A 12,662-nucleotide genomic window follows, 5' to 3' on the forward strand; every position below is an offset into this window, starting at 1 on the left:
ACCCTAAGTACTGCCAACGCCTGCGGACCCGAGTTGACGCGCTCGCATCGAGAAGGTCGATAGCCGTATCCGTCTTGACCGGTTCACGATTGCGTTGTAGGCCTGCAGACTTCTGCAGTACGCGGGAACCCAGGGGCGGAAACTGAAGACCAATCGGCATTAGTCACTGGTTGTGGTGTCACGCTCTCGTATTGCGTCGCCGCAGACTCAGGGCGTGTGCCGTGCAGGGACGTCGCCCCTTCTCGTCGCGATTTCCTGTGCGTCGAGCCACCGTTCGATCTCGCTCCGGCGGTACAAGACTCGGGATCCCGCGCGGAATGAAGCCGGACCCTGGTTAGCGTGACGCCAGTACCTCAACGTCGCTGCGGGCAGGAACGGCCATTCCTCGCTGACTTGGTTGGTTGTTAAGAATTCCTCCGACATCGCGCCCCTCCTGGCAGTCGTTGGTCGTTCGATTCGACGGTGCATGACGAGTCTGTGGCGAATCAATTCGAGCGTGGCACTTGTTGGTGATGCTGTCAAGCATTACGGTGGCAAATATGAATCAAGATGAGGCTGACGCGGGTGGCCGAACTTTCGCTGCGTCGATGCGCCACGGACGCCAGGCGCTTGGCTTGAGTCAGCGGGCGCTGTCGCAAAAGCTGACGGAGCTTGGTGTGACCATCGACCAGGCTGGCATCACGCGGATGGAGAGCGGGCAGAGGGAGCCGCGGCTGTCGGAAGCTGTTGTTATCGCGGAGTATCTACAGTTCGACATCCTGCAGGTCGAGATCGACCAGCCCAACGTCAGCTACTACGGGGCGATGCAACAAGCCACTCAGCGGTACTTTGACGCGCGCTCCGCGGTCGCGGACTACCTGCATGCGGCGAAAAATGCTGCGACTCAATACAAGCTGTGGGAAATACATGATCCTTCGTCCGATGATGACGGCGAGTTCCTCGCGCACACTGCCACGTTGCCCGGTTCAGAGAAGACCTACGATGCGAAATCTGTTGATTTCAAAGATCTGGACTGGGACTGGAGCGTTCCGTATCTGACCAACCTGTTGCGTGGACTGGCACCGGAATCCGACCTGGCGAAGGATCTCGGCGACAGCGGCGGCGTGTGACGATGTTGTGAGCGTGAGGAATGCCAGTGAGCAACGAAACTCCGGAGGGGACCGCGCCGAGCAGTGGAGTTGCTAGACGTCCGCGGCCAGGGCAACGTCGCGGCCGGCGAGCGGGCGTGGCGGATCTGTGGCTCACGAAGGACAAGAAGACTCGAACGTCGAGATATGGTCGCGGTATGCGTTGGCGCGCTGTGTATGTCGACCCATCCGGCGCCGAGTGCACAAGGGCCTTTCGAACGAAGGCTGACGCTCAGGGCTGGCTCGATAGCAACACCGCCGCCATGGTCGCCGGGACGTGGGTTGAACCTGGGAAGAGCAAGGAGCGGTTCGAGACCGGTAGCTGAACGTTGGATGCTGAGTAAGGCTGGGCTGAAGCCGAAAACGTTTGCGGGCTACCGAAGCTTGCTCGACACCGTGGTGCTACCTCGGTGGGAAGATGAGCGACTGGTCGACATTGACTTCGCATCCATCCAAACCTGGGTCGGTAGCCTCAGCGGCGTGGGCGGAAGCTCGAGATTCGTCGACAGGGGATTGTCTCCATCGAGGGTGATTCAGACGCACCAAACACTCTCAGCCGTACTGAAATACGCGGTCAAGAGTGGCTTGCTGATGAGAAATCCGGCCGAAGACGTCGAACTCCCTCGTCGAGGGGAAGCCGAGCATGTCTATCTCAATCACCTGCAGCTGCTTCAGCTGGCGGAGGAGTGTCGGCAGTTCAAGTCGCTGGTATTGGTCCTCGGATACTGCGGTCTGCGGTTCGGGGAGGCAATCGCGCTTCGTGTTGGTGACGTCGACCTCGAGAAGGGGAGGATTCGAGTCCGACGCTCGGCGACGCACGTTAGCGGACAGGGCTATGTGGAAGGTACGACCAAGAATCACTCGTCTCGAACCGTCCCGGTACCGACGGTCGCCTTGGAGCCGTTGCGTGAGCAGATAGGCAATCGATCGGCCGACAGGTTGGTATGGCCGCCGACCAGCTCGACCAATTGGTTGACCATCGGGGCACTGCGGTGGGTCTTCGACCCCGCGGTGAAGCGGTGTGTGAAGGCCTCGCCTGGGTTCCCGACGATCACTCCGCATCAACTTCGGCACACCTGTGCATCGCTGGCGATCAGTGCCGGGGCGAACGTGAAGGTGCTGCAGACGCTGCTGGGGCATAAGACGGCGACGATGACGCTGGATCGGTACGGACACCTCATGCCGGACGATCTGGACGAAATTTCCAAGGCAATGGACGCTGCTGCTGAATCTGCTGCGTACCGTCTGCGTACCGGGGTTGAATCGAGCGATCGCGAAGAGGAGTGAAACTACCTCTGACCTGCGCGAATGTGGTGCCCCCGGTCAGACTCGAACTGACACTGGACGGGTTTTGAATCCGTTGCCTCTGCCAATTGGGCTACGGGGGCTCGTCGCAGAAGTCACTTTAGAGGACAGGCCTCACGCCAACCAAACCGGTACTGTTGCGTCACATCGTGGCGGGGGAAGTAGCGTGTGTTGCTGCTGGTCCGCGCTGGTGGCCAGGCGATTTTTCAATGTGGAGGTGGACTGATGGCGACAACGGACGCGATTGCAGCCAAGGGCGGGGAGTCCGCACCCTCGACGTGCCGGGTTCTGGTTGCCGAAGATGACTCTTTGATCCGGATGGATTTGATCGAGATGCTCCGGGAAGAGGGTTACGACGTCGTGGGGGAGGCCCCGAACGGTCAGGTGGCCGTCGACCTCACCGAAGAGCTCCGTCCGGATCTGGTGATCATGGATGTGAAGATGCCGGTGCGCGACGGGATCGACGCCGCGGCCGAGATCGTCAGCAAGCGGTTGGCGGCGGTGGTGATGCTGACGGCGTTCAGTCAGCGTGAGTTCGTCGAGAAGGCGCGCGATGCCGGGGCGATGGCATACCTGGTCAAGCCGTTCACGAAAGCCGACTTGGTGCCGACGATCGAGGTGGCGGTCAGTCGCTACAACGAGCTCCATGTGCTGGAGCGGGACGTCGCTGATCTGACCGAGAGGCTCGAGATCCGCAAGCTGGTGGAGAGGGCGAAGGGGATCTTGATGCAGTCGCACGCCTTCACCGAGCCCGAAGCCTTCAAATGGATTCAACGTGCGGCGATGGATCGCCGGACAACGATGAAGGCGGTTGCCGAAGTGGTCATCGAAACGCTGGGGACCAAGCCGAGCTGATCTCGTAGAGAACGTCTTTCGCGAGAGTGAGGCCAAAGCAAACCAGCCGAGGTCTCGAAATGATCACGGCGCGCTCCAAGAGGCTGTAGTTTCACGAACGTTACTCGCGGGCAACACGTTGGCGCTAGCTTTACCCCAGCAAGCGTCGGTCGTATGCGTCGTCAATGGCGCGCCGCGCTTTGTGGATACACCGCGAGGAGAATATTGATGGCTCATAGATATCTCTTGAGGGGAACGGTAGCGCTGGCTGTAACAGCCATGGCGTTGGCCGGATGTAGTAGCGACGATGATTCATCAGATCAGGCGTCGCCGAGCGGGTCGGAGACCACCACAACCACTGATTGTGGCGACAACGTCCCCCAGGCCACACCTGGCCCGGTAAGTACAGCCCCCTTGAAGATCGGCACGTTGCTTCCTGCAACAGGCTCCCTGGCATTCCTCGGCCCGCCTGAGTTCGCGGGCGTGGCACTTGCCATCCAAGACATCAACGCCGCCGGCGGTGTCCTCGACAAGCCCGTCGAAGAGGTCAACGGCGACTCCGGTGACACCACCACCGACACCGCAAGCGCCACCGTCGACCGCCAGCTCGCGGCCGGCACCCAGGTGATCGTCGGTGCGGCGTCATCGTCTGTGTCGCTGAAGGTCATTGACAAGGTCGCCAGTGCCGGCGCCGTGATGTTCTCGCCGGCCAACACGTCGGACGAGTTCACCTGCTACGCCGACAAGGGCATGTACTTCCGTACGGCCCCGGCCGACACTCTGCAGGCCCAGGCCTTGGCCCAGGTCATCGCCGAAGGTGGCGTCCAGCGCGTCTCGATCCTGGCGATGAACGACCCGTACGGAACCGGTCTGGCCTCCAACACGGTCTCCGACCTGGAAGCTGCCGGCATTCCGTCCGACCAGATCCAGAAGATCATCTACGACCCGAACGCCCAGTCGTTCAACGCTGAGGTCGACCAGGTGAAGAACTTCAATCCCGACGGCATCGCCATCATCGGATTCGAGGAAAGCGCCAAGATCCTCACCCGTATGAACGAGGTTGGCATCGGACCGAAGGACAAGCTGGTCTTCGGTGTCGACGGCAACATGGGTAACGCATTGGGTGAGTCGGTGGGCGCCGGAATCCTCGCGGGGATGAAGGGCACCACACCGCTGACCGAGGTCGGCCCGGACTTCGAAGGCCGACTCTTGGCCGTCGATCCCGGCCTGATCGACTTCAACTACGCCGGTGAAAGCTATGACGCAGTGGTCATCTCGGCCCTGGCGGCAGAGATCGCGAAGTCGACCAACGGTCAGTCGATCGCTTCGGAGATCAACAACGTGACCAAGGACGGCACCAAGTGCACGACCTATGAAGAGTGCCTGGCACTCATCCAGGCCGGCACTGACATCGACTATGACGGTGTCACAGGTGAATTGGCATTCGTCACCGCCGGTGAACCGTCGATCGGTTCGTACGGTGTCCTCGAGTTCGACGCCGACAACAAGCTGATCACCCCGGTCGCTGACTTCAAGGTGGTGTCCGACAACTGATCGTGGGTAGCGACAGTCAGAAAACCCAATAAGAAAGGGGCCCAGGTCGAAAGACCTGGGCCCCTTTCTTTGTCGTTGCCGACGAGTTACTTCTTCTCGGAGCTGCCTGCCAGCGTACCCAGGTACAGCTCGATGATCTTCGGATCGTTGGCGAGGTTGACCCCGGTGTCGGTGTAGGCGTTGCGGCCCTGATCGAGCACGTAACCGCGGTCGCAGATCTGTAGGCAGCGACGGGCATTCTGCTCCACCAGAACCACCGACACCCCGGTGGCGTTGATCTTCTTGATTCGGATGAACACCTCGTCCTGGAACATCGGCGACAATCCCGCCGACGGCTCGTCCAGCAGCAACACCGATGGCTCCATCATCAGCGCGCGGCCCATGGCCACCATCTGACGCTCACCACCGGACAACGCGCCGGCCTTCACCTTGCGCCGTTCAGCAAGGAGCGGGAACAACTCCGAGACGAAGTCGAACCTTTCGTTGAACTTCTTGGGACGCAGATAGATTCCCATCTCGAGGTTCTCTTCGATGGTCAGTGCGGAGAACACGTTCAGGGTCTGCGGCACGTAGCCGACACCCTTGGTCACCAGCACATGAGCCTTGGCGGACGTGATGTCGTCGCCGCGCAGGCTCACCGACCCCACCCGCACCGGAATCAGACCGAACAGCGACTTGAGAAGGGTGGATTTGCCGGCACCGTTGGGTCCGATGATGCCGACGATCTCACCGTCGTCGAGATAGAAGTTGCAGCCTTCCAGGATGTTGATGCCCGGCAGATAGCCCGCGGTGATGTCGTCGGCCCGGAGCAGTGCGTTCTCCGCGTCTTTGCGATGAACCTCGGGGGTCGCGGCGAGCTCTGCATGGGTCAACGCACGATCCGGTGGTGTCCCACCGGATTTCGACATGTCCGGCCCGTTCATGGTGTGTCCTTTCGGTCCGGGTCATCGGGTTTTTTCTCTGGTTCGGTGATGACCGGTTCGGACAGGTCGCCGCCGGCTTGCAGGGTTTCTTCGATCGCCGCCTGCACCTCTTCGGCCAGGACCGCGGTCTCTCCGACGGGGTTGCCCTCGTCGTCGAACTCCAGGGCCTGATCGTGATGGCCACCGAGGTAGGCGTCCACCACCGCCGAATTGTCGCCGAGCCGACCGGGGAGCGACTCCGCGATCACCTTGCCCTGCGCCATCACCACCACCCAGTCGCTGATGTTGCGGATGACGTCCATGTCGTGTTCGACGAAAACCACGCTCATGCCCTCGTCGCGCAATGACTTGATGTGTTCGAGGAGGCTTTGGGTGAGGGCCGGATTGACGCCGGCCATCGGCTCGTCGAGCATGATCACTTCAGGGTTGGTCATCAGCGCGCGGGCCATCTCCAGCAGCTTGCGCTGGCCACCGGATAACGAGCCGGCGTAGTCGTCGGCCTTCGCATCCAATTTGAACCGTTTGAGCAATTCGTATGCGCGCTCGGTGGTTTCGGCTTCTTGCTTACGCCACAACCACGGTGCCAGTGCGGCGAACATGTGCTCACCCGTTTGGTGGCGGGCACCGAGCCGCACGTTGTCGAGCACCGACAACTTCGACAGCGCCTTGGTCAACTGGAAGGTGCGGACCATGCCGTTGCGGGCAACCCGGTGCGGCACAACCTTTCCCATTTCCTGACCGTTGAGCGCCCACGTGCCCGTATCGGGTTTGTCGAATCCGGTGATCAGGTTGAAGAACGTGGTCTTGCCGGCACCGTTGGGGCCGATCAGACCGGTGATGCACCCGCGCTGGATCTCCAGATGTTCGACGTCCACGGCCTTGAGACCACCGAACGTGCGGGTGATCCCGTCGACCGTGATGATCGGATCGGGCTTGGCCGAGCCCGGCTCAGGCGACACCGACTCGAAGATCGCGGCGCGTTCAGCCGCCGAAAACGTCTTGAGTTCGGCGAGCGTGGCCGGAGCGGCCCCCGCGGTCAGCGTGGTCGACTCGCCTGCGGGCTCATCGCCGGACGGGGCGGATTTCAGATGGCGTCCATCAGGCATCGAGCTGCACCTCCCGCTTGTTACCCAGGATTCCTTGCGGTCTGAAGACCATCATCAGCGCTATGGCCAATCCCAACAAGACGTAGCGGATGGCGCCGACCTGCTGCTGGGTCAAATCGAACCAGGCGTCAGGGCCGGTGGTGACCTGCCGAAGCAGGGCATCGGGGATGGCGAGCAGGAACCAGAACAACATCGCACCGACCACCGGGCCGAATACCGTTGCGGCTCCGCCGAGTATCAGGGCGCCGTATGCAAAGAACGTCTGCGCGGTCGAGTAGAAGTCCGGGTTGATCGATTGCGTTTGTATCGCGTTGTAGACACCGGCGATACCGCCGATGCAACCACCGAGGATGAGCGCCTGCATCTTGTAGAGATAGGCGTTCTTGCCGAGTGAGCGGGCGGCGTCCTCGTCCTCGCGGACCGCTTTGAGCACGCGACCCCACGGACTGCGGACCAGCAGCCAGACCAGCAGGCAGAGCAGCAAGACGATGGACCAGCCGACCACCATCGCCCACAGGTCTGTGCCCTGGAACTTGACCCCGAGGAACGAGTACTGCTTGCCGTTCTCGAACGGGCTGTACTCGAAGAACCCTCCGGCATAACCGAAGATGCCGTTGGTGGAGTGGGTCAGGTCGTCGGCCGCGGTCGAGCGGAAGATCAGTCGCAGGATCTCCGATGCCGCGATGGTGACGATCGCCAGATAGTCCGCCCGCAGGCGCAGGGTGGGGAAGCCGAGGACCAGGGCCAGGACACCGGAGGCGATGATGCCAACGAGGGCGCCGATCCACAGGGGCTGATCGTAGTTCTCGGCCATGATGCCGACGCCGTAGGCGCCGAGCAATGCAAAGCCGATCTGGCCGAAGTTGAGCAGTCCGGCATAACCGAAGTGCAGGTTGAGGCCGATGGCCAGGAGCGCGTAGAAGATCGCTGACGGGCCGACCAATTGGGCAACCGAGATCTGAAGTGCGGAAATGATATCCATGTGTCAGCCGATCCTCGCTTTGGACCCGAGAATGCCCTGGGGTCTGATGGTGAGAATGACGATGAGGACCAACAGGCCTCCGATGTATTTGAGGTCGGGGTCGATCCAGTACGTCGAGAGCTGCACCAGCAGACCGACGATCACACAGCCCAGGAGCGCGCCGTAGGCCGTGCCGAGCCCACCGAGGGTGATGCCCGCGAACATGAGCAGCAACAGCTTGAATCCCATCTCCCATTGGACGCGTCCACCGAGTTCGGACATCGCGAACAGGACGCCACCGAGCGTGGCCAACGCGCCGGCCAGTGACCACACGAACAGGATCACGCGGTCGACGTTGATACCGGAGGACGCGGCCAGATCTTTGTTGTCGGCGACGGCTCGCATCGCCTTGCCGATCCGGGTCTTCTGCAGCATGACCGCCACCAGGAGCAGGACAACCAGGCTGATGATGATGCACCACAGGTTGACCGGGGTGATCGCGAAAGCGCCCGAGCCGATCTGTTTCTGAACTTGGTAGTCCTTGAGAGGTTCGGCGCGGTCGGAGAAGAAGATCAGGATGAGGTATCGCATGATCAACGCCAGACCGATGGAGACCACCAGCATCGCGATCAAACCCGAGCGCCGTCGTCGCAGGGGCCGCCAGATGGCCAGCTCGTTCAGCATGCCGATCCCGATGCCGACGATGATCGCGAGGATGGTCGCCGGGATGAGCTGGATACCCATCTTGACGTTGAAGAACCAGGCCACCACCGCGCCGAGTGTGACGAGTTCGCCATGAGCGAAGTTGGTCAGGCCGGTGGTACCGAAGATCAGGCTCAACCCCACGCCACAGATGGCGATGATCAGACCGAACCGCAAACCGTCGATGGTGAGTCGGGTCAGTTCCTCGGCCGCGGAGATCTCGGTGCTCGTCCGTTCCTCACCGAACAGGAAGATCACCGGTCGCGGTGAGCCCGGGGTGACCGTGACCGGCACGGTGTCCTTCTGGACCTCGACCCCGCTCGGGATCGTCGTCTTCTCGATCACGACGGTGTAGTTGCCCGGCGGCACGAACACTTCCCACATGCCGGTCGCGGCGGAGACCGTGGACTCGACGGTCGCACCGGCCTGGTCTTTCGCATCGACTTGGACACCGGCAACAGGTTCAGAACCGTTGCGCAGGGTTCCGAACACTCGCACGGTGTCGTCGTCGGCGGGAGCCTCTGGAGCAGCCGAGGCCAGGCCGGAGCCCATCAGCCCGGCGAACATGAGTGAGATCAGCAGGGCAAGCAATGCTCCTGCACCCCATCTGGCTCCAAAGACCCTTACCCGTTGAGCAGGATGGGGCATCACGCGTGTGTCCTCCCGAAAAATGGTCAGCGCCCGGCCATGGCCGGGCGGCGGAAAGTCATCCTTGCGGACTCTATAACCCGTAATCGCGCTCGGCGGCCTTTAGAAGTTTCCTCACGGTTACCGTTGAGTAACTTGAGTTCCCGACCTCGTAAAACAGTGCCGAGTCCCGAGTTTGTGGCCCGTATGGCAAGGCGTGTCGGGGCCGCTCCATACACTTGGACCCGTGAGTCCTGCCCAGATCAGTCAGCCCGGCCGTGCAACGGCGAAGTCCGCAACCGAATCGGGTGATCGCCCGACCTTGATGTTGCTCGACGGTCATTCACTGGCGTTCCGCGCCTTCTTCGCGTTACCGGCAGAGAACTTCAAGACAGCGTCGGGTCAGACCACCAATGCGGTGTACGGATTCACCTCGATGCTCATCAACCTGTTGCGCGACGAGGCGCCGTCACATATCGCGGCGGCGTTCGATGTGTCCCGGCAGACTTTCCGTGCCGAGGTGTTCCCCGCATACAAGGCGCAGCGCAGTTCCGCGCCCGACGAGTTCCGTGGTCAGGTCGATCTGACCAAAGATGTCCTGGGCGCCATGGGAATTCCGGTCTTCGCCCAGGAGGGCTACGAAGCCGACGACATCATCGCCACCCTGACCACACGGGCCGAGGCGCTCGGGTACCGCGTGCTGGTGGTCACCGGCGACCGCGACGCGCTCCAGCTCGTCAGCGACAACGTCACCGTGCTCTACCCCAAGCGGGGTGTGTCCGAGCTGACGCGCTTCACGCCCGAAGAGGTGGAGGCCAAGTACGGACTCACCCCCGCCCAGTACCCCGACTTCGCGGCACTACGCGGCGATCCGTCCGACAACCTGCCCGGGATCCCCGGTGTGGGGGAGAAGACGGCCACCAAGTGGATTCGTGAGTACGGCTCGCTGTCGGCGCTGGTCGACAACGCGGACAAGATCAAAGGCAAAGTCGGCGAATCGTTTCGGACGCACCTGGCCAATGTTCAGATGAACCGGCAACTGACAGAGCTGGTTCGCGACATGGACCTGCCCTTCGGGCCGGACGACCTGGTGCTCGCGCCCTGGGATCGCGACAAGATCCATCAGCTCTTCGACGACCTCGAGTTCCGCGTCCTGCGTGATCGGCTCTTCACCACACTGTCGTCGGCCGAGCCGGAGGCAGAATCCGGGTTCGACCTACGCGGCACTCTGCTGGGCGCAGGCGAGGTCGCTGCCTGGCTGGCCGCGCACGCCGCTCCCGGTGGCGCACGTACCGGGTTGGCGGTGCTCGGGCCTCGTCAGGTGTTCGGTTCGGATGTCACCGGTTTCGCGATCGCCGCCGCCGACGGTGAATCGGCCTACTTCGACCCCGCGGAAATCGGACCAGACGACGAGAAGGCTGTCGCCGAGTGGCTGGCAGACGTCAACGTACCCAAGGCGATTCACGAGGCGAAGTGGGCGTTTCACGCACTGCGCGGCCGTGGATGGCCGCTCTGCGGTGTCACCAGTGACACCTCGTTGGCCGCCTACCTGGTGCGTCCAGGGCAACGATCGTTCAACCTCGACGATCTCGCGCTGCGTTATCTGAAGCGCGAACTCGTCGCCGAGGCCGTGGCCGACAACGGTCAGATGTCGCTGCTCGACGAGGACTCCGGTGCGCAGGCCGCCGCCGATCAGGCGATGTTGCAGGCGCAGGCGGTCGCAGAGCTGGCCGACCGGTTCGACGAAGAACTGGCCAAGATCGACTCGGCGTCGTTGCTCACCGATATGGAGCTGCCGCTGCTGTTCGTGCTGGCCGAGCTCGAGGCCGCCGGTATCGCCATCGACACCGCGCATCTCGAAGAGCTGGAGTCGGGCTTTGCTGCGCGCGTGCGGCAATCGGCTGATCTGGCCTACGAAGTGATCGGCAAGCAGATCAACCTGGGGTCGCCGAAGCAGCTGCAGGTGGTGCTGTTCGACGAGCTGGAGATGCCGAAGACCAAGAAGACCAAGACCGGTTACACCACCGACGCCGACGCGCTGGCCGGGCTGTTCGAGAAGACCGGTCACCCGTTCCTCGAGCACCTGTTGGCTCATCGCGATGCCACCCGGCTCAAGGTCACCGTCGACGGGCTGCTCAAGACGGTCGCCGACGACGGACGGATCCACACCACCTTCAATCAGACCGTGGCCGCGACCGGCCGGTTGTCGTCGACCGATCCGAACCTGCAGAACATCCCGGTGCGCACCGACGCAGGCCGGCAGATCCGCCAGGGCTTCGTGGTCGGCGACGGTTACGACAGTCTGATGACGGCCGACTACAGCCAGATCGAGATGCGGATCATGGCGCACCTGTCCGGTGACGCGGGCCTGATCGAGGCGTTCAACACGGGGGAGGACCTGCACAGCTTTGTCGGGTCCCGGGCGTTCGGTGTGCCGATCGAGGAGGTCACCCCCGACATGCGACGGCGGGTCAAGGCGATGAGTTACGGCCTGGCCTACGGACTGAGTGCGTTCGGTCTGTCGCAACAGCTCAAGATCAGCACCGGCGAGGCCAAAGATCAGATGGAGGCGTACTTCACGCGCTTCGGTGGAGTGCGGGACTACCTGCACGAGACCGTCGAAGAGGCCCGCCGCAACGAGTACACGTCCACCCTGTTCGGCCGTCGGCGGTACCTGCCCGATCTCAACAGCGACAACCGGCAACGCCGCGATGTGGCCGAGCGCGCGGCGCTGAACGCGCCGATCCAGGGCACCGCCGCCGACATCATCAAGGTTGCGATGATCGACGTGCAGAAGGCACTCGCGGAGCAGAACCTCACCTCGCGGATGCTGCTGCAGGTCCACGACGAACTCGTCTTCGAGGTTGCCCCCGGTGAGCAAGACAAGCTCGAAGAGCTGGTCCGGGCCAAAATGGGTGGTGCGATCGAGTTGTCCGTGCCGCTGGATGTGTCGATCGGCTACGGCCGTTCATGGGACGAGGCCGCGCACTAGCGACAAATACTCTCTGCGAGCGTGTCGATCTGGTCGATGCTTGTTCGACGCATGGGTGAGGGCAACGAACCTCAGAACATCCACTGAATGAGGAGAAGACAATGCGATACATGATGATCATGCGCGACACGCAGGAAGCGATCGACGCGAGCAAAGAGGTCCCCTTCGACGAGATCATCGCGGCGATGGGCGCGTACAACGAGAAGCTGGTCAAGGCCGGCGTGCTGCTCTCCGGCGAAGGACTCACGGACCCATCCGAGGGTATCGTCGTGGACTTCAACTCTGATCCGCCCGTGGTGACCGACGGACCGTACGCCGAGGCAAAGGAGCTGTTCAGCGGCTTCTGGATCATCGAGGTCTCGAGTAAGGAAGAGGCCGCGCAGTGGGCCTCGCAGTGCCCGCTGGGCAAGGGCAGCAAGCTCGAGGTGCGGCGCGTCCACGGCCCCGAGGACTTCCCGCAGGACAACGAATGGATCGAGAAGGAAGAGCGGTGGCGCGAAGAACTGGGTCAGAAGTCGAGCTGAGTCGCCG

At 62.3% G+C, this 12,662-nt stretch carries 10 protein-coding genes and 1 tRNA gene; 6 read left to right on the top strand and 5 right to left on the bottom strand.

Annotated elements, in window-relative coordinates:
• The first annotated feature begins 539 nt into the window (after window positions 1-539).
• The gene (locus AC1D75_RS14455; RefSeq protein WP_495515860.1) at window positions 540-1,109 is read left to right on the top strand and encodes a helix-turn-helix domain-containing protein; all 570 of its coding nucleotides are present in this window, start codon (window positions 540-542) and stop codon (window positions 1,107-1,109) included.
• Window positions 1,110-1,511: 402 nt separating this feature from the next.
• Window positions 1,512-2,414 (top strand): tyrosine-type recombinase/integrase, encoded by a 903-nt coding sequence (locus tag AC1D75_RS14460; protein ID WP_495515861.1) that lies wholly within the window; start codon window positions 1,512-1,514, stop codon window positions 2,412-2,414.
• Window positions 2,415-2,438: 24 nt separating this feature from the next.
• On the opposite strand, the gene AC1D75_RS14465 is transcribed toward AC1D75_RS14460, so the two are convergent.
• A tRNA-Leu gene (locus tag AC1D75_RS14465) sits at window positions 2,439-2,515 on the bottom strand.
• Between the two features lie 142 nt (window positions 2,516-2,657).
• Between AC1D75_RS14465 and AC1D75_RS14470 the strand changes: the two genes are divergently transcribed.
• Complete coding sequence (locus AC1D75_RS14470; protein WP_495515862.1) at window positions 2,658-3,287, top strand: ANTAR domain-containing response regulator; 630 nt, start codon at window positions 2,658-2,660, stop codon at window positions 3,285-3,287.
• 408 nt (window positions 3,288-3,695) lie between these two features.
• Window positions 3,696-4,820: an ABC transporter substrate-binding protein gene (locus AC1D75_RS14475; RefSeq protein WP_495515863.1), complete on the top strand. Its 1,125-nt coding sequence runs from the start codon at window positions 3,696-3,698 to the stop codon at window positions 4,818-4,820.
• 86 nt (window positions 4,821-4,906) lie between these two features.
• Here AC1D75_RS14475 and AC1D75_RS14480 read toward each other — a convergent pair whose 3' ends face one another.
• From AC1D75_RS14480 to AC1D75_RS14495, 4 genes are read right to left on the bottom strand one after another with little or no spacing between them, the layout of a single operon-like run.
• Window positions 4,907-5,743 carry an ABC transporter ATP-binding protein gene (locus AC1D75_RS14480; protein WP_495515864.1) on the bottom strand — a complete coding sequence of 279 codons (837 nt, stop codon included), beginning with the start codon at window positions 5,741-5,743 and terminating at the stop codon, window positions 4,907-4,909.
• Window positions 5,740-6,849, bottom strand: a complete 1,110-nt coding sequence (locus tag AC1D75_RS14485) for an ABC transporter ATP-binding protein (protein ID WP_495515865.1) — start codon at window positions 6,847-6,849, stop codon at window positions 5,740-5,742. Before AC1D75_RS14485 ends, AC1D75_RS14480 begins: the two co-directional genes overlap by 4 nt.
• The gene (locus tag AC1D75_RS14490; protein ID WP_495515866.1) at window positions 6,842-7,831 is read right to left on the bottom strand and encodes a branched-chain amino acid ABC transporter permease; all 990 of its coding nucleotides are present in this window, start codon (window positions 7,829-7,831) and stop codon (window positions 6,842-6,844) included. The genes AC1D75_RS14485 and AC1D75_RS14490 overlap by 8 nt, the downstream gene beginning before the upstream one ends.
• Window positions 7,832-7,834: 3 nt before the next feature.
• Window positions 7,835-9,079 (bottom strand): ABC transporter permease subunit, encoded by a 1,245-nt coding sequence (locus AC1D75_RS14495; RefSeq protein WP_495516089.1) that lies wholly within the window; start codon window positions 9,077-9,079, stop codon window positions 7,835-7,837.
• 307 nt (window positions 9,080-9,386) lie between these two features.
• On the opposite strand from AC1D75_RS14495, the gene polA reads away from it, so the two are divergent.
• Both polA and AC1D75_RS14505 read left to right on the top strand, forming a co-directional pair.
• A complete protein-coding gene (gene polA / locus AC1D75_RS14500) occupies window positions 9,387-12,131 on the top strand; it encodes a DNA polymerase I (protein WP_495515867.1) in 2,745 nt (914 codons plus the stop codon).
• A 101-nt stretch (window positions 12,132-12,232) separates the two neighbouring features.
• Window positions 12,233-12,655: a YciI family protein gene (locus tag AC1D75_RS14505; RefSeq protein ID WP_495515868.1), complete on the top strand. Its 423-nt coding sequence runs from the start codon at window positions 12,233-12,235 to the stop codon at window positions 12,653-12,655.
• Window positions 12,656-12,662: the final 7 nt, after the last annotated feature.

The sequence above is a fragment of the Williamsia sp. Y712 genome (assembly GCF_059445525.1).

Excerpts from the sequence above, each read along its gene's own strand:
- AC1D75_RS14505 (WP_495515868.1), top strand. The coding sequence starts at position 12,233 with ATGCGATACATGATGATCATGCGCGACACGCAGGAAGCGATCGACGCG.
- AC1D75_RS14495 (WP_495516089.1), bottom strand. The coding sequence starts at position 9,079 with ATGTTCGCCGGGCTGATGGGCTCCGGCCTGGCCTCGGCTGCTCCAGAG.
- AC1D75_RS14470 (WP_495515862.1), top strand. The coding sequence starts at position 2,658 with ATGGCGACAACGGACGCGATTGCAGCCAAGGGCGGGGAGTCCGCACCC.
- AC1D75_RS14485 (WP_495515865.1), bottom strand. The coding sequence starts at position 6,849 with ATGCCTGATGGACGCCATCTGAAATCCGCCCCGTCCGGCGATGAGCCC.
- AC1D75_RS14480 (WP_495515864.1), bottom strand. The coding sequence starts at position 5,743 with ATGAACGGGCCGGACATGTCGAAATCCGGTGGGACACCACCGGATCGT.
- AC1D75_RS14490 (WP_495515866.1), bottom strand. The coding sequence starts at position 7,831 with ATGGATATCATTTCCGCACTTCAGATCTCGGTTGCCCAATTGGTCGGC.
- AC1D75_RS14455 (WP_495515860.1), top strand. The coding sequence starts at position 540 with ATGAATCAAGATGAGGCTGACGCGGGTGGCCGAACTTTCGCTGCGTCG.